The organism is Glutamicibacter ardleyensis (assembly GCF_014644555.1).
Classification (GTDB): Bacteria; Actinomycetota; Actinomycetes; order Actinomycetales; family Micrococcaceae; genus Glutamicibacter; species Glutamicibacter bergerei.
Genome location: NZ_BMKX01000004.1, coordinates 238,275 through 260,046, shown reverse-complemented (window position 1 = coordinate 260,046; position 21,772 = coordinate 238,275). Strand labels below are relative to the sequence as shown.

Sequence of the window (21,772 nt, the reverse complement as noted above, 5' to 3'; positions counted from 1 at the left end):
CACCGGCCTGACTTTGCCAGGTATGGCATCCTCGTTACCTGCCGGTGGGCCCGTGGACTTCTTGTGCAGCTCTCCATGTCCGGATACCCGAACGCCTTAAAGTCAACAAATATGGTGGTGCGGCACCAACCCCCGTTGCTGCCAGTGATACGAGAATGGGTCGCTCGACGACGCGCAAAGACTTGAAGGTATCTACCCCAGACGCGCAGAAAATGACTGCCAGGTTTGGCGATCGCAAAACCGGGAAATGACGGGTATCAACCGGTTCTGCGCAACTTCACCGCGTTCAGTATCGACTGCACAGTCCCCGGTCTTTTGCGAGCTGCCAGGGGTTTTGATTTCTCAGCCCTCATGGAAAAGTCCAATCCCATTTGAGCGTCGTGGCGGAGCTTGGGAATGGGCGATGATCTCGATTTGACCGGCCTAACGACGCCAGTGCTTCCAAACCCTTGACTCTGACGTAACGTCAACTGGCAGGGTTGTATTTATGACCAAACACAACGCGTACGCGCTGGGTTCGAAAACCCGGCAACCATCCTCGGCGATAAATACTCCTGCTCTGGTTCACCTGCACCGAGCAGAGCATCAAGACATCTGCAATACTCAAGAAACCGTGGTTCCAGGCACGGCCACGGCATCCTTCCGAGCAAGCGCGGTCCAGCTCAGCGAAGCAACCGGCGAGCTCCCCGGAACGTTCGAAACGCCGGGGTTCACCACAGTTGCCATATTCGCAGATGCAGATGGCGGCCCACACTTGATCAAAGGAACACGTCATCGGAAATTTCAAAACTACCGAAGCAGACTTCCCCAACCCCAGCAAAAACTAGCCAAGGAGCGCAGCAATGCCGGAGTGGCCAATTAAAGATGTAGCCCGCGCGACCGGGCTCACCAGCCGCACGTTACGGCACTACGAGCAGATCGGTCTGCTCCATCCCTCCCGAGTCGCACACAACGGATACCGGTTCTACGGCGAGACGGAATTATCGCGGCTCTATCGGATTCTGTCGCTGCGCGCGTTGGAGCTTCCGCTCGCGGCAATACACAAAGTACTTGAGGACGATGAAACGCTCGCTCAAGCAATCACCTCCCATCTCGCACTCTTGGAGGAGCGCCGAGACCGCATCAATCAGCAAATCACCGCAGTTCAACACACGTTGGACGCAGTTACGAAAGGCAAGAGCATGACCATCAAGGACATTTTCGACGGATTCGACCAGAGCCAGTACGAAGCCGAGGTACGCGGCAGATGGGGCGACGACGCATGGGAGCGAAGCGCGGAGCGTCGCGAAAAAATGAGCAAGGAGCAGATCCAGGCCGATAGCGAGCGCAGCGTTGACCTCACCACGGCGCTGCGCGAGGCCGCGGTTGCAGGAGTAGATCCTTCCGGGGCACGCTTTCAGTCGCTGATTGCCGCGCATCATCGTTGGGTGACCGAATACTGGGCAGGTCGCGTCCCGGACCGTACCGCGTATACCGGCTTGTCCGAGTTGTACGTCGCGGATGCACGGTTTGCGGCTACCTACGGTGGACAGCAAAACGCCGAGGCTATCCGCGAAGCGATGCAGATCTGGATCGAAGCGAATCTCGACTAGCGGGTTCTCAGAACGTTTGCTGCGCCCCGGCATTTTGGACGGGCCAGGGATCATGAACTGTGGCTAAAACCGCGCGACCAGCTCTACCTCGAAGCCGGAGGCATCTTCCCGATAGGCAGCGTAGTGCTCCGCTCCCCCGGCAAACGGATACTTATCGGCAAACACCCATTGAACAACATCGCACAGAATGTGCAGCAGAGTTTAGCCTCTGGCTAAAATGCCAACGCCTATTCCGCCGCAACTGGCTCGAGCTAGCACAGCAACTGAACACGCCTGGCGCGAACTTGAAGGTGAGTTCGGTTTGCTCGCCCGCACCGAAGTCTCCGACGTGGCGCAACGGTGCCTTCGCACCTAGGGAGTCGGCACCGGGAGTGTGGACGGATGAGGTTAGAACACGGTGAGACCGAAGAGCCGGGCGGCCGTCTCCAGGTCGGGGTCCCTGAAGCTGATCGGTTTGGAAGCGAGGACTTCCATCTCGTCGGTGCGATTCATCAGTGGGCCCTTTGATGCCTGTTTCCACACTGCATAGTTGATCCCTGATCCGTGGCGCGAACTGAAGATGATACCTAGAGGAAGGCTGCCGTCGAATAATTTGGTGGAGGCTAAATGTTCAGCCACCGACGTTGTTAGGAGGCGGTTCTGGGAACGAAGGTCCGCGGTGTCCAAGGCAGAAATGCCGGAATCCAGTAATACATCGGGGATCGCTCTCTCAAGTGCACAGATGCTTTCAGGGTCTTCAATATGGACCCACCAGCCGTGCTGAGGCATTGAGACAATATGCAGCTGGCGGTCTTCTCGCCATTTTCTCGGCAGAGTGCCGGAGCTCATGAAGTGCTTCTCCTCCCACTCGGAGGCCACGGCATCATAGAATTCTTCGAGACTCAAGCCCAGGGCATCAGCGTCTTTTGCAAGCGGGTCCGCTACGCCCAACTTCCGCTTGAACTGTGCCAAGACTTCCTGATAAGCGCAAAGTGCTTTATCCGCAAAATATACGGTCTCCCCGGGAATATCGAACCGGTTCCATGACATCCTGCTACTTCCGCTATCACGCAACGGAGCGGAGATCGGAGGGAAGCCCGTGCCTTGGATCCGGAAGGCGGTCTGCCAGGTAGTCGAGACGAGCATGAGCCCGGTTGCCGGGCAGACCTTCCCTTCTACCAACTGCCGGAACCTTCCAGGAAGGCATCGACAGCAGCGACTAGATCTGCGCCTCGGTCTTCGCGAATGGCGGTGATCGGAGTGTCTTCGCCCAGCATTGGATTGCCTCCGATGAAGAATGATCGAGCGACATGGTCTCCTTCTTGGGATTTGACGCGAGTCCATTCAGAATGTGCCAGCTGGAGGCGTTGCTGACTGGCTGGGCCAGGAACCGGGCCGGTTGGGCTTGACCAGCGCGACGGCTGCTTTCGGTCTCTAATCCCGGACAGGGCTGCAACCAATGTGGGACCTAGGGCATCGTTGAGTTCTCGCACGACCTGATGGATATCCATGCGAGCGGTGCGTCCATGAGTTTGGTTTCGTGTGAGGGTTGTCATACCTCAAAGATACCTCAAACGCACTCAAAACACACCGTGAAAATCCTTACTACCTTCCCTCGCACCCGCTGATCTGCCCGGAAGCCTTTGGGGGCTCTTCAGAATTGAGAGTGTAGCCACCTAAACCCAACACCCCGGATCCCGGGCATGTCGTCAATGCATTAAAAAGTCGAGGCCTTCCAGAAGAATGGAAGTTACCACACTAACCATTTCTAGAGACCTCGACTGTGCACCATTCTATCTATACCCCCGCAAATCTCACGACTTTCACCAACCTTGACGGACTGGGACTCACCGCCATCGGGCAGCGCCTCACGCCGAAGAAAGCTGAGATCCTCTGCCAAGTGACCAACCCTGACCCATGGTGCCAAACGTGCGGAACGCCCGGAAATCCACGCGATACCGTCACCCGGCGCCTGTCCCACGAACCGTTCGGATGGCGGCCCACCGTCCTGGTGATCAAGCACCGCCGCTACCGCTGCAACCACTGCCAACGCGTCTGGCGTGAAGACCTCAGCCAAGCGGTAGCGCCACGACAGAAAATCAGCCGGACCGGGCTACGCTGGGCTTTGGCCGGGCTAGTCACCCAGCACCTGTCAGTCTCACGGATTGCCGAAGGGCTCGGTGTCACCTGGAATACCGCCAACGAAGCAGTGCTGGCCGAAGGCCAGCGCCTGCTGATAGATGACCCAACCCGGTTCAACGGAGTCAAAGTGTTGGGAGTTGATGAGCACGTGTGGCGGCATACCAAAAGTGGAGACAAGTACGTGACGGTCATTGTTGACCTCACCCCGGTGAAGGCTGGCACTGGCACCGCACGATTGCTCGACATGATTCCCGGAAGTTCCAAGGCCGTGTTCAAGACCTGGCTTGCTGAACGCGGTGAAGCATGGAAAAACAATGTTGAGGTGGTCGCGATGGACGGGTTCACCGGCTTCAAAAGCGCTGCTGCTGAGGAACTGCCCCAAGCCGTAGAAGTCTTGGACCCTTTTCATGTGGTCAAGCTCGGCTCCGAGGCGTTGGACCAGGCCAGACAACGAGTTCAGCGTGAACAATATGGGCGGCGTGGCCGGAAAGATGATCCGCTGTATAAGTGCCGGCGTACGCTGACTACAGGTTTATCGCTGGCCACAGAGAAACAGAAACAGCGCGTTGAAGACCTGTTCAACGTTGCGAAGCACGAGCCTGTGCAATTGGTCTGGAGCGTTTACCAGAGGATGGTTGATGCCTACCGGCAGAAGAAGCCCGAGATCGGGAAGTGGGCCATGGAACAACTGATCAACGAGATCGGTACCAAAGTGCCGAAGGGTTTACCGGAGTTGAAGAAACTCGGTGGTACGCTGCGCAGGCGGAAACCGGATATCCTCGCGTATTTTGATCACATTGGCAGTTTCAATGGGCCTACTGAAGCACTCAATGGGCGGTTGGAGCACCTGCGGGGTATCGCTTTGGGGTTCACGAATTTGGCGCACTATAGCGCACGGTCATTGTTGGAAACCGGTGGCTTTAGATCGCGTTTACACCCTGAATCCTGAAGAGCCCCTTTAGGGTGCCCACTTTTTCCAAGCGCTCGATGTGCATTGGCAATGAATTGCGCTCTGGCTTCCGCATGGACGGAAGCAGCATGCGCGCAGCGCCAGCTAAGCCCACACCCGAAGGCGAGGCATGGTCTACGCACCTTTTGAAACTTCACCGTCCAGGTCGGAAGCCTTCAGTTTTCCTTGAACGGATGCGCACTGGAGGATTCGCGCTTTACCCGATCGTGGAGAAAGTTGACGAGGACAACTTCCTGAAGATCAGCATGGCGGCCATACCAAGTGAGCTAGAGACCATCGACTGTCAAGCCGGGCGCCGGCCAAACCGTCGCTTTATTGCCTGACCAAAGACGACGAGCAATGGACCCCAACGATAAAGGAAGCACCATGAGCGCAACGCTCGGTTCGTCCGTAAGCTACACAAGCGAGGACATTGATGCCCGCCTCATTTATCTTGACCATGCGCACAAAATCACCTCATCCGACCAAGATGATGCAGCATGACTAGGGGGTGAGCACGAAGTCCCAAGGATCGGAATTCACCTGGGACACCTCAATCTGTACCTCATGGCCCAAATCCTGCAGCACGTTTTCCAACGCGCGGGCGCCGGCGGAAAGCCAGACCCATTCCGAGGCAAAGTGCGAGACATCGATCAGGAAAGGATGCCCGCCGTCGGCGGCCTCGCGTGCCTCGCTAGCAGGGTGATGGCGTAAATCTGCGGTGACGTACACGTCTGCTTTGTGGGCACGGACCGCGTCAAAGAGCGAGTCACCCGCCCCACCGCAGAGCGCAATCTTGCGCACTATGCCCAGACGGTCACCGGCCACCCGGACACCACCGGCAACCGCTGGAAGCACGGTAAAGACGCGTTCGGCAAAATCTTCGAGCTTCATCGGCTTATCCAGGAAACCAACACGGCCCAAGCCTTCTTCGGGCAGCCCATCTTTGGATTCAACCAGCGGGACACAGCCGGTGAGGCCAAAGGCGTCGGCCAGTGCATCATTGACGCCGCCAATCGCATTATCGGCATTGGTGTGCGCGGTCAGCAGTGCGGTACCGGATTCAATCAGCCGGTGAATAGCCTCGCCTTTAAAGCTGGTTCCGGCCACTTGGGTGACACCGCGAAGCAATAACGGGTGATGGGTGATCAGCAAATCAGCCCCGCGGGTGATCGCGTCGTTAATGACCTCTAAGGTCGGATCCACCGCCATCACAATCTTCTTCACCGGCGCGGTAGTGCGACCGGTGACCAGCCCAACGGCGTCCCAGTCTTCTGCCAATGATTGCGGCCATAGTTCTTCAACCGCTTCGAGTACCGCGCCCAGCGTGGTGCCGCTGGCACTAGCTTCGGTTTCTGTGCCTTCCGCGGCCTCGCCGGTAACGGCGGAGAGGTTTGCGGACTGCGCATCCGGAGTTTTCGCTGCCGTGTTCTGCGGGGTATTAGCCTTGCTCTGCATGCTTCCACCCTACGCGCTGAAACTGGGCGTGGAACATAATGCAACGCCGGTGCGTTATGAACTCTGTGAGTACTCTCAGATTAGACACGCCCCATCATTTTGCCGCTTCGATGGACATCGAGGACACCAAACTGACAACCTTCGTTTTAGCCGGCGGTTGTTTCTGGTGTCTAGACGCCGTTTATCAGCGCACCCGCGGAGTGCGCGCGGTGCTCTCCGGATACCAGGGTGGACACACCACAAATCCGGACTACCGCCAGGTCTGTTCGGGAACCAGCGGCCACGCGGAAGTTGTCGCGGTGATCTTCGACGAGCAGGTGGTGCCGGCGGAAACCATCCTGGACATGTTCTTCACGGTGCATGATCCGACCACGCTGAACCGCCAGGGCTACGACGTGGGTACGCAGTATCGCTCGGCAATGTTCCCACTGGACCAGGCACAGCGTGAGCTCTTTGAGGCAGCCATTAACAAGTACGCGGCACTGTACCCGAACCCGATCGTCACCACGATTGAGGAGTCCAAAGATTTCTACCCGGCCGAGCAAGTTCACCAAGATTTCTACTCGGAGAACCAAGAAGTCGGATATTGCCGAGTCATTATTGACCCGAAGCTCGTAAAAGTCAGGAAATATTACGCTCAATGGCTTAACGAGTCCTGAGTGTTCAACGAGCCGATTAGGCTTAGTACTGAAACTTCAGCACCACACGCCGGGCAACAGCGGCCTGCACCAAGTCACGTAAGGATTGCATACAAATGGGCAAGATCTACAACAACGTCACCGAGATCATCGGTAAGACCCCTCTAGTTAAGCTCAACCGTTTGGGCGAGGGCCTGCCAGGTAGCGTCGCAGTGAAGCTGGAATTCTACAATCCAGCCAACTCGGTCAAGGATCGTATCGGTGTCGCCATCGTGGACGCCGCAGAAAAGTCCGGTGCGCTCAAACCAGGCGGAACCATCGTGGAAGGCACCAGTGGCAACACCGGTATCGCCCTGGCCATGGTGGGCGCCGCTCGCGGTTACAAGGTCATCTTGACCATGCCAGAGACGATGTCCACCGAGCGCCGCGTCATGCTCCGCGCTTACGGTGCCGAGATCGTATTGACCCCGGGCGCCGACGGCATGCGTGGCGCGGTAGAAAAGGCGAAGGAAATCGTCGCTACCTCGGATAACGCTATTTGGGCCCAGCAGTTCGCCAACACCGCGAACCCACAGGTTCACGCGGAAACCACCGGCCCAGAGATCTGGGAAGACACCGACGGCAAGGTTGACGTGCTCGTGGCAGGTATCGGTACCGGTGGCACCATCACCGGCGCCGGACGCTACCTGAAGGAAAAGAACCCTAACCTGCTGATCGTTGCGGTGGAGCCGAAGGATTCACCAATCCTCAATGGCGGCAAGCCTGGTCCACATAAGATTCAGGGGTTGGGCGCAAACTTCATCCCTGAGGTGCTGGATACCGAACTCTACGACGAGGTGCTTGATGCGTCGATCGAAGACTCGGTCTCGGTGGCTCGCGCACTGGGTGTGAAGGAAGGCATTCTTGGCGGTATCTCCGCTGGCGCCGCGGTATGGGGTGCGTTGCAGATTGCTGCCCGTGAAGAGTACGCAGGCAAGCAGATCGTCACCATCGTTCCCGACTTTGGCGAGCGTTACATCTCCACCTTGCTCTTTGATGACATCCGCGGCTAATAACTAGTTTTCAAAGTCGTGAATAAATCGGCGTGACGCGCTGTTGGATCTATATAGGTCCATCAAGCGGCTCACGCCGATTTGTCATGTTCCCTGTTTCAGGGCACGTCAGCTTGTTGCAAGCACAAAGGTTGTATTTATGAGTTTTTTCTCCCGGTTACGCGAAGATCTCGCCACCGCTCGCTCCCATGACCCGGCAGCCCGTAGTGATACCGAAAACTTCTTCGTGTATTCAGGACTGCACGCGATCTGGATGCACCGATTGGCGCATAAGATGTGGCAGAACCCGTCGCTCAAATGGCCGGCACGCCTGCTCTCACAGGCTAACCGTGCAATCACCGGCATCGAGATCCACCCCGGTGCCACCATTGGACGGCGCTTCTTTATCGACCACGGCATGGGCATCGTGATCGGTGAAACCGCCGAAATCGGCGAAGATGTGATGCTCTATCACGGGGTCACCCTCGGCGGACGCTCACTGGCTAAGGTCAAGCGCCACCCCACCATCGGGGACCGCGTGGTCATTGGTGCCGGTGCGAAGGTGCTTGGCCCGATCACCATTGGTGCAGACTCCGCGGTGGGCGCCAACGCAGTGGTAGTCAAGGATGCTCCGGCAGGATCCATTGTCACCGGTATTCCGGCGCAGAACCGCCCGCGCACTCCCGAGGAACGCAAGCCTGCGGTGGACCCGGCCGAATATATTGATCCAGCCATGTGGATCTAAATAATACAAGAGTTGGAATGACCTCGTGCGTGTTGCACGAGGTCATTTCTCTCTTTGGGGCAAGGATAATATTTATGACCTCGCCTCGCCTCCCACAAGCTTGGACTTCAGAGCACAGCGCGGTTCGCGCGTTATCGGCTTTGGCCATCTGCCACCCTGACGAATTCGGAGCGGCGCTCAGCTCCCTCACTGGCTTTGAGCTGAATAATATCGATCCGGAGAGTATCCGGCGCGAACTGCTGGACACAGATCTAACGTTCAGCGCGAGAAACGATAAATACGCGTTTCTCGAAGCAAAAATCGACGATTTTGCATCTACCGAGCAGATGGATCGATATGCAGATCGTTTTCCGAATTCGGCAGGTATCCTCTTGGTGCCAGCTTGTGATGCTATCGACGTGGTCGAAGTATTGACCGAACGCCCGACCCTACGGGCGGTTTCCTGGTCAGATCTGCTCCACAAATTAGAGCCGACGAATCCTCTGGCAGGTCAGCTGTTGAATGACATTTTGCTGCTCGCGGGCTTACCCGGTACCAAGGCCAAAACTCGTCGACTGCTGGGACAAGCATTAACAACGCTTGGTCCCGAGGTGAAGGTGGAGTTAACCTACGCAGACAGTCGCTATCCGAGCCTTGACTACTCAGTTCCAGGTACCTGGGTATTTGGACAAGTGCAAGGCACGAGGGTGGCAACTTCACAGCCGAAGTTCTCCGCCAAAATCGGGTTCTTCGCTGACGAGCACGATGAGGTTGAAGGCGAGTCAAAAATTAATATGTGCACTGCGCTCCATCGAGCATGGGAAGTTGCTGAGCGGTTAGAAACCGAAAACCTAGTGCGGCTATCGCGACACAGAAGCCCCTCAAAGCAACAACAACTATTCGGGGTAGAGCACCCATATCAAGCCAGAGCCTATCATCTTTCACATGTCGGAGTCGCGACGAAAACAAGCTACGATGCAGCGGAAGTTGCCTTGTGGGGCTACGAACTTGCGCGAGCATTCGCTGCCATTTCTACCGAGATCTGGGGCATGAAACCCTAGACTCTGCAAATAGCCGAACAATGCGTAGACCTGGGCTTACGTCGAGGTGAATCGCTAACTGTTAACAATTAAAAGCGTGGCACTACTGGATCCCCAGTAGTGCCACGCTTTTAATTTTCGAACTAGTTGGCTAGGTTGTGCTCGTCGTTCTCGCCTGCAAGAACTTCAACATGCTCATCTTCAGGGTCCTGGGCCTGAGCGCCCAGCTTGCCGTGAGTGAGCTTGTTCATGATCATTGCAATCGCGCCGTCGCCGGTCACGTTGGTTGCGGTACCGAAGCTATCCAGCGCAATGTACGCGGCGAACATGAGGCCCACCTCGACCTCGCCGAAGCCAAGCATCTGCACCAGCAGACCAGCGGCCGCTGCAATGGCTCCACCTGGAACACCAGGAGCTGCGATCATCATGACGCCGAGCATCAAGATGAATGGGAAGTACGCGCCGAAGCTGATGTCTCCGCCGGTGAGCATCAAGACTGCGATCGAGAAGCAGGTAATCTTCACCATCGAACCGGACAGGTGAATAGTGGCGCACAATGGCACCACAAAGCCTGCCACCGAATCAGAAACACCGTTCTTCTTGGCCGAGGCCAGGGTGACCGGGATGGTCGCCGCCGAGGAAGAGGTACCCAGCGCGGTGAAGTACGCGTCGCGCATGCCCCACAGTGCCTTCAGTGGGTTACGGCCGGACATGGTGCCTGCGATGGTGTACTGAATCAGCAGAACGACCAGGGTCAGAGCGAAGGCGACTACTGCAACCAACAGGAACTTGGTGACCACGGTGATTGCTGAACCACTGGCCGACAAGTCAAGGAAGATGCCGAAGATGAACAGTGGCAACGCTGGCACGATGATGCGGCGGATGACCATTTCGATGATGGTGCGGAACTCGACCGCTCCACGGAATAGCACGGTGCTGCGGAACGCGGTGAGGCCAATGCCGATTACGAAGGCCAGAATCAGTGCGCTCATCACACCAATGACTGGTTCAAGCACAATCTCGGTGGCACCGTCGCCTGCGGAGGTTACCAAGGAGACGAATGGTTCAAAACCGGATCCTTCACCTTCACCAATTTCTTCAACACCGCCGCCGGTTAGCGAGGCGGTGAAGAGCCAGCGGCTGACAAAGTATGCCAGCAGGCCAGCCAAGACGGTCGAGCCGTAAGCGATCAGTGCGGTCACACCCAGCCATTTACCTGCACCCTTGCCCAATTCGGCAATTGCCGGCATGACCAAGCCAAGGATGATCAGCGGAACGATGAAGCTCAGGAAGCCCGAGAAAATCGAGTTGTAGGTCAGGAAGACGCTACCGAGCCCCACCGGCATGACTGGGCCGAGCAAGATGCCGAGAATAATGGCAACGACGATCCACCCCAACAGAGGGATCTTTTTCAAAACGTTCATGTTCTTCCTTCAGGATGACGAGTGATGAGCGCTGTGCGAGAGATCGCACGACCCTGTGGCCTACGGCACGCCTTCATAAGCGTAAGGGCTCAAAGACTGTTCACAGAAATCTGTGGGTTGACTTATGGATGCCAGGGCACACTTCATTGCGAACTTGTACCTTTTGTCCACGGTTTATCGGGTCTGCCGGACGTTCTGCAGGGATCTCACGGTTAAGCACCGGTTAAACGCTAACGCGACTAGCCGGAAACACTCTGCTCGTGACATTCTCCGCGTCATATTGTTCACGGCGAGCGCGTCCTTTGGTGCTGGGTAGGATTTAGCCTATGAGCCAACATCCTGCAGATAGCCATGACATGATCCACGTCCGCAAAGCGCGGGAAAATAATCTCCGCGGGGTGGACGCGGATATTCCTAAGCGACGGATCACCGCTTTCACTGGAGTATCTGGCTCGGGCAAGTCCTCACTGGTCTTTGGCACCATCGCCGCCGAGTCCCAACGGCTCATCAACGAAACCTATACGGCGTTTGTACAATCCTTCATGCCATCTATGCCGCGTCCCGATGTTGAGGTGCTAGATAACCTGTCGGCCGCGATAGTGGTGGACCAAGAACGTATGGGCGCGAATTCACGATCCACCGTAGGCACCGCCACAGACGCCTACTCGCTGCTACGCGTGCTCTACTCACGCTATTCAAGCCCGACTGCTGGCGGCGCTGGCGCTTACTCCTTCAATTTAGGCGAGGGCGCGTGTAGTGCCTGCGAAGGTTTTGGTACCGAGGCAAGTATCGATCTTGATGAACTGTTGGACTGGGACAAAACCCTGAACGAGGGAGCCATCAAGGCCCCAAACTTTGCTCCGGATGCTTGGCTCTGGCAAACCCTCACCGCCGGTACCGAACCAGATCTGGATCTCAAGCTCAAGGAGATGCCCCAAGAGATGTTGGACCGGATGCTCTATGCACCATTGGGCAAGGTGAAACTCAACGGCGCGAATATGAGCTATTCGGGGTTGATTACCCGCATCAAAACCAGCTACATCCACTCAGGTAAGGAAATCAAACAAGCACATATCCGCGATTGGATCGCCCGCATTTCCACCACCGCGCCGTGCACGGTCTGTGCCGGTTCACGTTTGAGCGAGAAGGCTCGCGCCTCAAAAATTGCTGGCCTGGGTATCGCACAACTGACAGCCATGCAGGTCACCGACCTTGTGGAGTTCCTAGACACGCTGGACATTGTTGACGCGGCTCCGCTACTTGGAAACCTGCGCACCATCTTGGCATCCCTGGTGCAGATTGGGCTTGGTTATCTCTCCTTGGATCGACCGGCCGGGACTATCTCTGGTGGAGAAGCACAACGGGTCAAGATGATCCGGCACCTAGGTAGTGCGCTGTCCGATGTCACCTATGTTTTTGATGAACCCACCGTGGGACTTCACCCCCACGACATTCAACGCATGAATCACTTGTTAGAAGACCTACGCGATAAGGGCAACACCGTACTAGTAGTTGAGCACAAGCCCGAGGTGATCAAGATTGCCGATCACGTGATTGATCTAGGACCAGGCGCCGGAATACATGGCGGCACGGTCACCTACGCCGGAGATCTTCAGGGACTCTTAGCCAGCGATACGGTGACCGGACGACACTTCTCGGCCCGAGTTCCCTTCAAGTCGGCAGTACGCCCGGGTAAAGAACCCTTGCAGATCCGCGGGGCAAACACGCACAACCTGAAAAACGTTGACGTGGATATCCCGCGCGGAGTAGTTTGCGCGATTACCGGAGTGGCAGGTTCGGGTAAGTCCACACTCATCCACAGCACCATCTCCAAACGCGAAGACGTTGCGGTGGTGGACCAATCAGCTATTCGTGGCTCCCGGCGCAGCAACCCGGCCACCTACACCTCGATCCTTGACCCTATCCGCGCGGCCTTCGCCAAGGCCAATGGGGTCAAGCCAGCACTTTTCAGCGCCAACTCTGAGGGAGCCTGCCCAAACTGTAACGGCGTGGGGTTCACCTATACGGATCTGGCCACCATGGCAGGGGTGCAAATGCGCTGTGAACTCTGTGAGGGAAAGCGCTACACCGCGCAGGTACTTGAATACCGTTTGGACGGGTTGAACATCGCCGAGGTCCTCGACCTGAGTATCGAAGAAGCATTCGAACAGCTGAACATCCCAAAAGCAAAGACCACCTTAGAACGCTTAAATCAGGTGGGGCTTGGCTACATCAAGCTCGGACAACCGCTGAACACGCTCTCCGGTGGCGAACGACAACGCCTGAAATTAGCCATCAACCTAGGCAAAGGCCACGGAACCTACGTACTAGACGAGCCAACTACAGGACTACACATGGCAGATGTGGACCGGCTCTTGGGACTATTAGATGAAATGGTGGACGAGGGAAACACCGTGATCGTCATCGAACACCACCTAGCGGTCGTTGCCCATGCAGACTGGGTGATCGATTTGGGTCCCGGAGCCGGCCACGACGGCGGAACCATCGTATTCGAAGGAACCCCGGAACAACTGGCAACCTCGGGCACGCTCACCGGTCAACACCTCGCCGAGTACACCGTAGGCAAGTAATGGACTATGAGCTTCGCGCGCCCTTACTGGAAGATACAGCTGCGCTCGCCGAGCTGCATGTGCACTGTTGGAAAGAGACCTATTCCAAACAACTGCCAGAAGACTACTTCACCGATGACCATATGGTCGCACGGCGCCAGTTGTGGGAACGACTCGCACAAGACGAGGACCACAACTTACGGCGCGTCGTAGCCGTTGGCTCCAAAGGATTTCTCGGCTTTGCGCTCGCCGGAAGAAATCCGGGGAGCGAACTGCAGTTATATAGCCTGTATGTAGCTAGCGCGAACCACGGCACCGGGCTCGGCCAGGAGCTATTCACCGCGGTTCTAGGACAGCAACCGGCTTCGCTGTGGGTAGCCAAAGACAATCCTCGAGCCATCGCGTTTTATCGGCGCAACGGCTTTGAATTTGATGGAGCTCAAAAGGTAGACCCGAAAACGTCGAGGTTAATCGAGTTACGAATGTTTCGCACTTAGCCAGCGGTGAGCAGCTTGAGGATTTCTGGGTCGCCCTCACGTCCGAGCTTCGCATCAATCTTTAGCACCAGCTGTGCCTGGCGCAGCAACGTGTCGTATTCAGGGCGCACTTCCGGGTTCAGGCGGATCCCCATGGAACTGAGTCGCTTGGATTGGGACAGTGCGAGATCTTTGACAATACCGTGAATCATCAACAGGTCCTCGGGTTGCACGCTCCAGCGCATCTTGTTGATCCGTTGCCACTCTCGTTGCTGGGTCTCATCCAGACCCTCGGGCATTTCGCCTTGTGCCTGGAGATGGTCGAGCATGGTTGTGCCCAGATTTTGTTCTCTGGTGTTGTCGGCCAGGCAGTGGTCTATGGCGTTCTGAACGCGTGCCCACCACTGCCCGGCACTATCAACTTTGGTACGGAACTGCAGGGTTCTGACCGCCACATAGGCACCTATGACTGCAACTACAACGGTCAGCAACGGGGCCAGCCATAAGAGCCAGGCCAACGCAGAAGAACTCGATTCGTATCCGTTCATGAGCCGATTCTAGCTCGGCGACCTTTCGTCCAGGTATCGAACGGGTTTGGGATCTTGGAAGGTACTCAATCCCAACACCCGCTGCAATTGATGAGAAAAGTCCGCGCCCCAGTTTCGCCCCAAACCTATGGTTCAAGGCTCGAAGATGGGGCGCCGACTTTTGCCACTGGGGTTAACCAGTAATCAGTGCTTGCTAAGAAACGACGGCCTGTGCATGAGCGACAACCACTCCTAGGATCAGGAGGAGCCATAACGCAAGCCAGACATAACCAATAATCAGACCCGCTAACGCCATTCCGCGCCCCGGTTGCCCGGTTCGTTGGATTTGGTTCAGCGCAACATGCCCAAAAATAATGCCAAAGAGACCGGTGAGGATCCCTAAGACAAGAGCTAGGATGGCGAAAACATTCGTCTCAAGTTGAGTATTTCGTTGAAAAAGCGGCTGTCCGTCCACCGAGTACCCGACCTGGGGTCCGGGTACTGGCTGACCGTTGGCCCCAACCTGTGTTGTGTTTCGGGCCGAGGATTTTGAACCGAGCACAACCACAACAATAATGATTGCCACAATTAGCGCAGCTACGACGAGCAACACCAACAAATGCCAGCCTTGTATCCCAACCATAGAGACTCCCTCTTCGAATGTTGCTTGTCCAATCAGTCTTGTCTACAAAATTCGATTAGACAAGAGCTGATATGGGCAAACAATTATTCTTATGCTGTTTTCAAGGCATAAGTTTCCTCAACTTTTCGGCGTCACGGGCCGATATTTACAGTCAGCAAAGATTGAAGATCTGGCATTTTAATGGCCGGGATATCTAAACAACGCCAGCGAAGTTCTCAACATGCACTGCGCTAACAACTAGATGCGCACGAGCATCTTGCCGGTGTTTGCACCCTGCATCATATTCAGGAACGCCTCCACCGTATTCTCGATGCCGTCAACAATGGTCTCGTCGTAAGCGATCTTGCCCGAGGCAAACCATTCACCCATCTTCGCACCAAACTCTTCGGACAGGTGAAGGTAGCTGGAGAGGGTAAAGCCCTGAAGCTTCAACCCACGGGTGATCAGGTTAGCCATATTGTCAGGCCCAGCTAACTTTTGTGTGGAGTTGTATCCGGAGATCGCACCGCATAGTGCTGCACGTCCACCGTTGTTGAAGGAGGCCAAGGCTGCCTCTAGGTGTTCGCCGCCTACGTTATCGAAGAATACGTCGATACCCTCAGGAGCCGCTGCAGCCAATTGGCCGCGCACATCGCCGTCTTTGTAGTTGAACGCTGCGTCGTACCCGTATTTGCTGGTGAGCAGTTCTACCTTTTCGGCACTACCTGCCGAACCGATAACACGCTTGGCACCGAGCAACTTGGCAATCTGGCCAGCAGCCGTACCCACCGCTCCGGCCGCACCGGAAATAAAGACCGTGTCTCCTGGTTTCATCGAAGCAATCTGTGTCAGACCCACATACGCGGTCAGCCCGGTCATGCCCAGGATGTGCAATCTTAAGGACAACGGCATTCCCGGAACTTCTGGAATCTGAATAAAAGTAGTTGCATCATCTTGGATGGTGTCAGACCAGCCGTGCTGGTGGAGTACCACGGCGCCTACAGGTAACTCATCCGATGCCGATTCTACGACGCGTCCGACTGCGCCACCGGTGATTGGTCCACCAATTTCGTAGGGTGCTACATAGGATCGAGCAGCACTCATTCGTCCACGCATGTAGGGATCAACGGAGATGAACTCGTTTTTTACTCGTACTTGCCCGGCTTCTAGTGGACCGTAGCTGGTGGTCGTTACGTCGAAGTTTTCGGCGGTTGGCCATCCGGTGGGACGGCTAGCAAGCTGAATCTGGGTACTGGTGAATTCACTCATGGTAATGAGCACCTTTCTTAGTTTTGCTTCTGGAACGAAAAATTAGTTGCTCAGGCCAATGATCATGAAGACCACCGCTAACAACGGGAAAACGCCTTGTTTTAGTGCCGCTGATTTTTTATCCGGGCTGGACAAGAGCAGTACGGTGGCGGCTAGCAACATGGAACCGGCCCCGGTGAGCAGGAGGGTGGCGCCGATGGCCGGCTGTCCGAGGAAGTGAAACACCACGCCGAGTGCTACCGCGATACCGAGGAACAGGTTGTAGAAACCTTGGTTGAAGGCTAATTCCTTGGTGGCTTTGGCTTCCGCTTCGGTGGTTCCAAATGTGGCACGCGCCCGCGGGGTGGTCCACCACATGGATTCCATCAGGAAAATGTATACGTGAATTAGTGCTGCTAAGACACCGAACACGAGTGCGGTAATGATCATGCCATCTCCTGAGTAATGTTTCTCGAGCCACGTCGTTTTGTAATGACCATTTCAATATATACTGGAATGGTCGTTACCGAAAGAGGGAGGTTATGTGATGGCAAGAACACTAGCTTTTGATCGGGCACACGTCATCAATGGTGCACGTACGGTTTTTTGGTCCAAGGGATTCGAGGCCTCTTCCATCCCGGAACTTGAAGATGCTACGGGACTGAGCCGTTCAAGCATCTATAACTCTTTTGGTTCGAAGCGCGGACTCTTTGATGCAGCGGTAGAGAGCTATCTCGAAGAAATCGTCCGGCCACGGCTGCGGCCGCTATTAGCTGCCCCGGTCAAGCCCGCTGCGGTTAGCGAGTATCTCTCGGGACTCGCCGAAGCCTTTGAACGCACCGAATCCTTACCTGCGAATCACGGTTGTCTTTTGATCAATACGGCCAACGCACCAATTTCCGAGGACCCTGAGGTAGCGCGGATTATTGGCGAATACCGGGCCGAACTCCAGTCGGCGTTACATCGCGGAATTATCGCGGCCCGGCCAGCAGTAGATGCTGTGCAAACGCAAATGCTAGCCACGGCCGTTACCGGTCTCGTGGTAGCTTCGTTCACTTTAGTGCGTATCGCACCGAGTGAAGCTGTGCAGCTATTGCGTACGGCGCAGTTGCTACTTGATCAGTAAGACCGACGATAGAGCAGATAGACATCAGCCAATGCGCAGGCAGCCAAATTTCCCCGAATATTCACGGCTCGCGTTTACGCTACCTAGGATCCGACGCATATAAGCTCAGCTTTTAGTTCCCTGAATTGGGGTACGCGTTACGGCGACGACAGGACAAGCTCAAATGCATGAATATCTAAACCAGCCACTGTCTTTTTGGATACTGTACGGCATCTTGCTCGTTGGTCTGTGCGCCGCAGGGATGTTCCTGTTGATACGATCCAGGCTAAACAGAAACGGTCAGCTACTCGCCGGATCCGCCGTTTTACTATTTGCACTTTCGTTTGCCATCCTGCTTTACCCGGTGCAACTCGATGGAGCCTCGTGCGGAATCGGGGCCGGCGCGACCGGATGGAGCGAGGATGACCTCCAACCCTGGTTGGGCGCTACGGATGCCGAGATGCAAGATTTCGGAAGTTGCAGGGCAGCTCAATGGAGGTTTTTTGCCATAGGACTCTCGGTGTTTGGCATGGGAATTGTTGCCATGTTTACCCCGTTAATTCCCCGGTTTAGGGCTCATTCGATTTCCAGTCAGTGACCTGACCCGCACCGCACAACGATGTACCTTGAGGCACCTGTGCGTCATGCGCAACGTAGAAATCCCAGAACCCGGTGGTTAAAGACAAAGCCCGCAGGCTCTTAGTTGAGCCTGCGGGCATTTGAATAGCTTGCGAAGACTAGTGGGTGTCCACTGCTTCGATCTCGGTGCGGTCACCGCTCCACTGAGTGTGGAAGGTGCCTTCCTTATCGGTGCGACGGTAGGTGTGTGCACCGAAGAAGTCACGCAGGCCCTGAGTCAGGGCGGCTGGCAGACGGTCGCGGCGCAGGCCATCGTAGTAAGCCAGCGATGAGGAGAACAGTGGCGCTGGGATACCCAGCTGTACTGCAACCGACACTACGCGGCGCCAAGCCGGAACGGCCTTAGCAATCGCCTCGGAGAAGGCTGGTGCGAAGAGTAGGTTGACCGGCTTCTCATCTGCCGAGTAAGCAGCGGTGATGTCCTTGAGCAGTGCCGCACGAATAATGCAGCCTTCGCGCCAGAGACCGGCAATTTCGTCCAGCTTCAGATCCCAGTTGTATTCACCGGCAGCGGAGGTCAGCATGTCGATGCCCTGCGCGTAGGAGACCAGCTTGGAAGCGAATAGTGCCTGGCGCACATCTTCAATGAAGTTCTCCGGCAGGGTCACCTCGGTAGTCTGTGCTGCCAGAACCTGCTGGCCGACGGCGCGAATGTCGCGCTGGCTGGACAGTGAACGAGCGAAGACCGACTCGGCGATGGCCGAAACAGGTGAACCCATATCCAGACCGGACTGCACGGTCCAACGACCGGTGCCCTTCTGGCCAGCGGAGTCCTGGATGACGTCTACCAGTGGTTTGCCGGTGGAAGCATCGGTGTGGCCGAGTACCTCTGCGGTGATTTCAATCAGGAAACTGGACAGTTCGCCCTTGTTCCAGTCTGCGAAAATCTCTGCCTGCTTTGCTGGCTCGATGCCTGCTGCGTGGCGCATCAGGTCGAAAGCTTCGCCGATGACCTGCATGTCGGCATATTCGATGCCGTTGTGGACCATCTTTACGAAGTGGCCGGCACCATCGGTGGAAATCCATGCGCAGCATGGGGCTCCGTCGTCAGCCTTAGCTGAAATCTTTTCCAGCATTGGGCCTAGCGACTTGTAGGACTCTGCTGAGCCACCTGGCATGATCGATGGGCCAAGTAGTGCGCCCTCTTCGCCACCGGAAACGCCGATGCCAACAAAGTGCAGACCCTTTTCGGTCAGTGCAGCTTCGCGGCGACGGGTGTCGGTGTAGTGCGAGTTGCCGCCGTCAATGACGACGTCGCCCTCTTCGAGCAATGGCACCAGCTGATCGATGACCGAATCGACCGGACCGCCAGCCTTCACCATGATCAGGACGCGACGCGGAGTTTCAAGATTTGCAACGAGCTCTTCGAGCGATTCGGTGCGGATGAAGTCACCTTCATCGCCGTGTGCCGCAAGCAATGCGTCGGTCTTTTCGATCGAACGGTTATGCAGGGCGACGGTGTATCCGTTGCGGGCGAAGTTACGGGCGAGGTTAGCGCCCATCACGGCCAGACCTGTGACACCAATCTGTGCAGGCATAAAAATAAGTCTCCATCAGTTACCGGGGAGTTGTACCGTTTTTGGAAACCGGGAACTCACGGCCTCCATCACGGCCATGTGACGCTTACTAGTCTACGCGCGCAGACCCACCGATTCCCAGACCTAAGCGAGGTTTAAAGCATATTTATTTCTCGTCCTCGTGGTGCCCGAGCAACGTGACCAGCAGTTATTGGCTAAACTAGCGCCATGGCAACTAGTCTCCACGCTCATGTGGTTGAGCATCTCGGATCGCGCATCGTCGGCGGTTTCATCCCCCGCGGGTCCATCGTTCTCGCCGCAGATCTAGAGCAAAAGCTTCAGGTCTCACGTTCCGTGATCCGTGAGGCGGTACGTGTTCTTGCGCAATGTGGCCTAGTCACCAGCACCAAACGCGTAGGCATTCGAGTGTTGGGTCCCGAAAAGTGGAACCCATATGACGAGAACGTGATCCGTTGGCGCCTAGCTAGTGATCAGAAGGGCGCACAGTTACGTTCGCTGACCGAACTACGCATTTCAGTGGAGCCGATGGCCGCCGAATTAGCCGCCGAGGTAGCACCCGAAGCGATGCGTAAAGAGCTGATGCTGATCTCGGCCCAAATGAATCATTACGGCCGACAAGGTGACCTGCGTCGTTTCCTGGCACTGGATATCCGCTTTCACGCGTTGGTGCTTGCAGCCTCCGGTAATGAAATGTTCGCCAACCTTGCCACACCCATTGCCGCGATTCTGCGCGGACGCACGGAACTTGGGCTGATGCCAGAACGTCCTCATGAGGAAGCTCTGGCATGGCATCAGTCGGTCGCCGACAACATCTCAAATATGGACGCGCAGGGAGCACGACGCAATATGGAAAGCATTATGCGCCGCACCCACAATGAAATCTGTAGCCTCTGGGAAGGTGCTCCACGAGTATTTGTGGATCCCATCGCGAAAAAATAGACTGACCCGGCAACCCTTCTCAATAGAGTTATCACTGACGAGCACCTTTATTCGCTAGTCAGATACTCATAAGAGATTCTTTCCTTTCGCTAAGTTGCGCCCAAAAACTATTTTCGTTCCGCCCCACCTCACGTATGGTGGGTGGCACGCGAGAAAACAACGCGAACAACTAAATAGTCTTCCGAACACTCGTAACCGGTATTCCCCGGAACTTCCTCGGTGCTTTCCGAACCGGTTGCGTATGGAAACCCAGGGGCGCGCTAGCCGGGTCTACAACTCCCCAACGCAAGGTGCCATGTGTTGTGCACGCGGGCACTTGAACTGGTTTCGCATGGACTTTCTTCTAAGGCCCAAAACCACGTGCCGAAGGGTAGAGAGTCCATGTATCTCGCAGCAGCGGTGGACAATAATTCCACAGACATTCTCGCCGTAGCCAATTCACCGTTCCTCTGGGCCTGCGCCATCGGAGTATTCCCGGTCATCATCATCCATAGCGTGATCTATATGAAGGCCGCGCAGATCGCCGCGCCGCATATAGGCATGACTCATCAGGAGATCAAAACCAGCTGCCGTGCCGGCGCAATTTCGGCCTTGGGCCCCTCGCTAGCAGTGGTCATGGTCGCCGTCGCATTGCTGACCGTCTTTGGCACCCCCGCGGTGCTGGTCCGTATCGGACTGATTGGTTCGGTCTCCTACGAAACGGCCGCCGCAGCGATTGCTGCGAATTCTGCCGGCGCCGAACTTGGCGGACCCACTTATACCCAGGCAGACTTCGGATTAGCCCTCGCCGCGATGACTCTAGGCGGTGCCATGTGGATGATTGCCACACTGATTCTCACTCCCCTACTCAAGCGAGGTGATTCAGCGTTGCGTAAGGTCAACCCGGCCATCATGCTGGTGGTTCCCGGTGCGACAATGGTTGGAGCTTTTATGGTGCTGGGACTCGGTGAGCTGCCCAGATCCTGGATCCATGTTATTGCCTTCGGATCCTCTGCGCTGATCATGACAGTACTCATGATTATCGCCAAACGTGTAGACCGGCCTTGGATTAAAGAATGGGCCCTAGGTATCGCGATCATCTTGTCGCTAGTCATCACCCACCTGGCCACCCGAGCCTAAGTCACCTACGGA

General features: G+C 56.1%; 22 protein-coding genes. 13 read left to right on the top strand and 9 right to left on the bottom strand.

Features of this window, described 5'->3' with window-relative positions:
* Window positions 1-487 precede the first annotated feature (487 nt).
* Both IEX04_RS10485 and IEX04_RS10480 read left to right on the top strand, forming a co-directional pair.
* Entirely contained in the window at window positions 488-862 is a 375-nt protein-coding gene (locus tag IEX04_RS10485) for a hypothetical protein (protein WP_188685617.1), read from the top strand.
* Window positions 843-1,592, top strand: a complete 750-nt coding sequence (locus IEX04_RS10480) for a MerR family transcriptional regulator (RefSeq protein WP_188685616.1) — start codon at window positions 843-845, stop codon at window positions 1,590-1,592. The genes IEX04_RS10485 and IEX04_RS10480 overlap by 20 nt, the downstream gene beginning before the upstream one ends.
* A gap of 387 nt (window positions 1,593-1,979) precedes the next feature.
* Here the strand turns inward: IEX04_RS10480 and IEX04_RS10475 are convergent, their stop codons facing one another.
* Together IEX04_RS10475 and IEX04_RS10470 are read right to left on the bottom strand one after the other, a co-directional pair.
* The gene (locus IEX04_RS10475) at window positions 1,980-2,753 is read right to left on the bottom strand and encodes a hypothetical protein (RefSeq protein ID WP_229677098.1); all 774 of its coding nucleotides are present in this window, start codon (window positions 2,751-2,753) and stop codon (window positions 1,980-1,982) included.
* Window positions 2,747-3,127: a hypothetical protein gene (locus IEX04_RS10470; RefSeq protein ID WP_188685614.1), complete on the bottom strand. Its 381-nt coding sequence runs from the start codon at window positions 3,125-3,127 to the stop codon at window positions 2,747-2,749. The genes IEX04_RS10475 and IEX04_RS10470 overlap by 7 nt, the downstream gene beginning before the upstream one ends.
* 227 nt (window positions 3,128-3,354) lie before the next feature.
* Here IEX04_RS10470 and IEX04_RS10465 point away from each other — a divergent pair, with 227 nt between their 5' ends.
* On the top strand, window positions 3,355-4,662 hold the full coding sequence (locus IEX04_RS10465) for an ISL3-like element ISAar23 family transposase (RefSeq protein WP_188685611.1): 1,308 nt from the start codon (window positions 3,355-3,357) through the stop codon (window positions 4,660-4,662).
* An 89-nt stretch (window positions 4,663-4,751) separates the two neighbouring features.
* Complete coding sequence (locus tag IEX04_RS10460; RefSeq protein WP_188685609.1) at window positions 4,752-5,006, top strand: hypothetical protein; 255 nt, start codon at window positions 4,752-4,754, stop codon at window positions 5,004-5,006.
* A 160-nt stretch (window positions 5,007-5,166) separates the two neighbouring features.
* On the opposite strand, the gene IEX04_RS10455 is transcribed toward IEX04_RS10460, so the two are convergent.
* Window positions 5,167-6,120: a Nif3-like dinuclear metal center hexameric protein gene (locus IEX04_RS10455; protein ID WP_229677097.1), complete on the bottom strand. Its 954-nt coding sequence runs from the start codon at window positions 6,118-6,120 to the stop codon at window positions 5,167-5,169.
* A gap of 131 nt (window positions 6,121-6,251) precedes the next feature.
* Between IEX04_RS10455 and msrA the strand changes: the two genes are divergently transcribed.
* The 4 genes from msrA to IEX04_RS10435 all read left to right on the top strand — a co-directional run bounded on the left by msrA (window position 6,252) and on the right by IEX04_RS10435 (window position 9,574).
* Window positions 6,252-6,779 (top strand): peptide-methionine (S)-S-oxide reductase MsrA, encoded by a 528-nt coding sequence (gene msrA, locus IEX04_RS10450; RefSeq protein ID WP_188685663.1) that lies wholly within the window; start codon window positions 6,252-6,254, stop codon window positions 6,777-6,779.
* 95 nt (window positions 6,780-6,874) lie between these two features.
* On the top strand, window positions 6,875-7,810 hold the full coding sequence (gene cysK, locus IEX04_RS10445; RefSeq protein WP_188685607.1) for a cysteine synthase A: 936 nt from the start codon (window positions 6,875-6,877) through the stop codon (window positions 7,808-7,810).
* Between the two features lie 139 nt (window positions 7,811-7,949).
* Window positions 7,950-8,534 carry a serine O-acetyltransferase EpsC gene (epsC, locus tag IEX04_RS10440; protein WP_096253942.1) on the top strand — a complete coding sequence of 195 codons (585 nt, stop codon included), beginning with the start codon at window positions 7,950-7,952 and terminating at the stop codon, window positions 8,532-8,534.
* Window positions 8,535-8,608: 74 nt separating this feature from the next.
* A complete protein-coding gene (locus IEX04_RS10435; RefSeq protein WP_188685605.1) occupies window positions 8,609-9,574 on the top strand; it encodes a hypothetical protein in 966 nt (321 codons plus the stop codon).
* Window positions 9,575-9,696: 122 nt separating this feature from the next.
* Here IEX04_RS10435 and IEX04_RS10430 read toward each other — a convergent pair whose 3' ends face one another.
* Window positions 9,697-10,977: a dicarboxylate/amino acid:cation symporter gene (locus IEX04_RS10430; RefSeq protein WP_188685603.1), complete on the bottom strand. Its 1,281-nt coding sequence runs from the start codon at window positions 10,975-10,977 to the stop codon at window positions 9,697-9,699.
* 326 nt (window positions 10,978-11,303) lie between these two features.
* Between IEX04_RS10430 and IEX04_RS10425 the strand changes: the two genes are divergently transcribed.
* Window positions 11,304-13,568 carry an ATP-binding cassette domain-containing protein gene (locus IEX04_RS10425; protein ID WP_188685601.1) on the top strand — a complete coding sequence of 755 codons (2,265 nt, stop codon included), beginning with the start codon at window positions 11,304-11,306 and terminating at the stop codon, window positions 13,566-13,568.
* Window positions 13,568-14,044, top strand: a complete 477-nt coding sequence (locus tag IEX04_RS10420) for a GNAT family N-acetyltransferase (protein ID WP_096254209.1) — start codon at window positions 13,568-13,570, stop codon at window positions 14,042-14,044. Before IEX04_RS10425 ends, IEX04_RS10420 begins: the two co-directional genes overlap by 1 nt.
* On the opposite strand, the gene IEX04_RS10415 is transcribed toward IEX04_RS10420, so the two are convergent.
* The 4 genes from IEX04_RS10415 to IEX04_RS10400 all read right to left on the bottom strand — a co-directional run bounded on the left by IEX04_RS10415 (window position 14,041) and on the right by IEX04_RS10400 (window position 16,870).
* Entirely contained in the window at window positions 14,041-14,571 is a 531-nt protein-coding gene (locus tag IEX04_RS10415; protein WP_096254208.1) for a hypothetical protein, read from the bottom strand. The genes IEX04_RS10420 and IEX04_RS10415 overlap by 4 nt on opposite strands.
* Window positions 14,572-14,764: 193 nt before the next feature.
* Window positions 14,765-15,193, bottom strand: a complete 429-nt coding sequence (locus tag IEX04_RS10410) for a DUF4190 domain-containing protein (protein ID WP_096254207.1) — start codon at window positions 15,191-15,193, stop codon at window positions 14,765-14,767.
* A 237-nt stretch (window positions 15,194-15,430) separates the two neighbouring features.
* Entirely contained in the window at window positions 15,431-16,441 is a 1,011-nt protein-coding gene (locus IEX04_RS10405; protein ID WP_188685599.1) for an NADP-dependent oxidoreductase, read from the bottom strand.
* Window positions 16,442-16,483: 42 nt separating this feature from the next.
* The gene (locus IEX04_RS10400; protein WP_096254205.1) at window positions 16,484-16,870 is read right to left on the bottom strand and encodes a DUF1304 domain-containing protein; all 387 of its coding nucleotides are present in this window, start codon (window positions 16,868-16,870) and stop codon (window positions 16,484-16,486) included.
* 97 nt (window positions 16,871-16,967) lie between these two features.
* On the opposite strand from IEX04_RS10400, the gene IEX04_RS10395 reads away from it, so the two are divergent.
* Entirely contained in the window at window positions 16,968-17,546 is a 579-nt protein-coding gene (locus tag IEX04_RS10395; RefSeq protein ID WP_188685597.1) for a TetR/AcrR family transcriptional regulator, read from the top strand.
* Between the two features lie 716 nt (window positions 17,547-18,262).
* Here the strand turns inward: IEX04_RS10395 and gnd are convergent.
* Window positions 18,263-19,702 (bottom strand): NADP-dependent phosphogluconate dehydrogenase, encoded by a 1,440-nt coding sequence (gene gnd / locus IEX04_RS10390; protein WP_096254202.1) that lies wholly within the window; start codon window positions 19,700-19,702, stop codon window positions 18,263-18,265.
* A gap of 207 nt (window positions 19,703-19,909) precedes the next feature.
* On the opposite strand from gnd, the gene IEX04_RS10385 reads away from it, so the two are divergent.
* The gene (locus IEX04_RS10385; protein ID WP_188685595.1) at window positions 19,910-20,641 is read left to right on the top strand and encodes a FadR/GntR family transcriptional regulator; all 732 of its coding nucleotides are present in this window, start codon (window positions 19,910-19,912) and stop codon (window positions 20,639-20,641) included.
* 381 nt (window positions 20,642-21,022) lie between these two features.
* Entirely contained in the window at window positions 21,023-21,760 is a 738-nt protein-coding gene (locus IEX04_RS10380) for a DUF5058 family protein (protein ID WP_096254200.1), read from the top strand.
* Window positions 21,761-21,772 lie beyond the last annotated feature (12 nt).

What these genes read in the sequence shown, in the direction of transcription:
- IEX04_RS10485 (WP_188685617.1), top strand. Translation starts at nt 488, where the DNA reads ATGACCAAACACAACGCGTACGCGCTGGGTTCGAAAACCCGGCAACCA.
- IEX04_RS10480 (WP_188685616.1), top strand. Translation starts at nt 843, where the DNA reads ATGCCGGAGTGGCCAATTAAAGATGTAGCCCGCGCGACCGGGCTCACC.
- IEX04_RS10470 (WP_188685614.1), bottom strand. Translation starts at nt 3,127, where the DNA reads ATGACAACCCTCACACGAAACCAAACTCATGGACGCACCGCTCGCATG.
- IEX04_RS10460 (WP_188685609.1), top strand. Translation starts at nt 4,752, where the DNA reads ATGCGCGCAGCGCCAGCTAAGCCCACACCCGAAGGCGAGGCATGGTCT.
- IEX04_RS10455 (WP_229677097.1), bottom strand. Translation starts at nt 6,120, where the DNA reads ATGCAGAGCAAGGCTAATACCCCGCAGAACACGGCAGCGAAAACTCCG.
- cysK (WP_188685607.1), top strand. Translation starts at nt 6,875, where the DNA reads ATGGGCAAGATCTACAACAACGTCACCGAGATCATCGGTAAGACCCCT.
- epsC (WP_096253942.1), top strand. Translation starts at nt 7,950, where the DNA reads ATGAGTTTTTTCTCCCGGTTACGCGAAGATCTCGCCACCGCTCGCTCC.
- IEX04_RS10435 (WP_188685605.1), top strand. Translation starts at nt 8,609, where the DNA reads ATGACCTCGCCTCGCCTCCCACAAGCTTGGACTTCAGAGCACAGCGCG.
- IEX04_RS10430 (WP_188685603.1), bottom strand. Translation starts at nt 10,977, where the DNA reads ATGAACGTTTTGAAAAAGATCCCTCTGTTGGGGTGGATCGTCGTTGCC.
- IEX04_RS10425 (WP_188685601.1), top strand. Translation starts at nt 11,304, where the DNA reads ATGAGCCAACATCCTGCAGATAGCCATGACATGATCCACGTCCGCAAA.
- IEX04_RS10420 (WP_096254209.1), top strand. Translation starts at nt 13,568, where the DNA reads ATGGACTATGAGCTTCGCGCGCCCTTACTGGAAGATACAGCTGCGCTC.
- IEX04_RS10415 (WP_096254208.1), bottom strand. Translation starts at nt 14,571, where the DNA reads ATGAACGGATACGAATCGAGTTCTTCTGCGTTGGCCTGGCTCTTATGG.
- IEX04_RS10410 (WP_096254207.1), bottom strand. Translation starts at nt 15,193, where the DNA reads ATGGTTGGGATACAAGGCTGGCATTTGTTGGTGTTGCTCGTCGTAGCT.
- IEX04_RS10405 (WP_188685599.1), bottom strand. Translation starts at nt 16,441, where the DNA reads ATGAGTGAATTCACCAGTACCCAGATTCAGCTTGCTAGCCGTCCCACC.
- IEX04_RS10400 (WP_096254205.1), bottom strand. Translation starts at nt 16,870, where the DNA reads ATGATCATTACCGCACTCGTGTTCGGTGTCTTAGCAGCACTAATTCAC.
- IEX04_RS10395 (WP_188685597.1), top strand. Translation starts at nt 16,968, where the DNA reads ATGGCAAGAACACTAGCTTTTGATCGGGCACACGTCATCAATGGTGCA.
- gnd (WP_096254202.1), bottom strand. Translation starts at nt 19,702, where the DNA reads ATGCCTGCACAGATTGGTGTCACAGGTCTGGCCGTGATGGGCGCTAAC.
- IEX04_RS10385 (WP_188685595.1), top strand. Translation starts at nt 19,910, where the DNA reads ATGGCAACTAGTCTCCACGCTCATGTGGTTGAGCATCTCGGATCGCGC.
- IEX04_RS10380 (WP_096254200.1), top strand. Translation starts at nt 21,023, where the DNA reads ATGTATCTCGCAGCAGCGGTGGACAATAATTCCACAGACATTCTCGCC.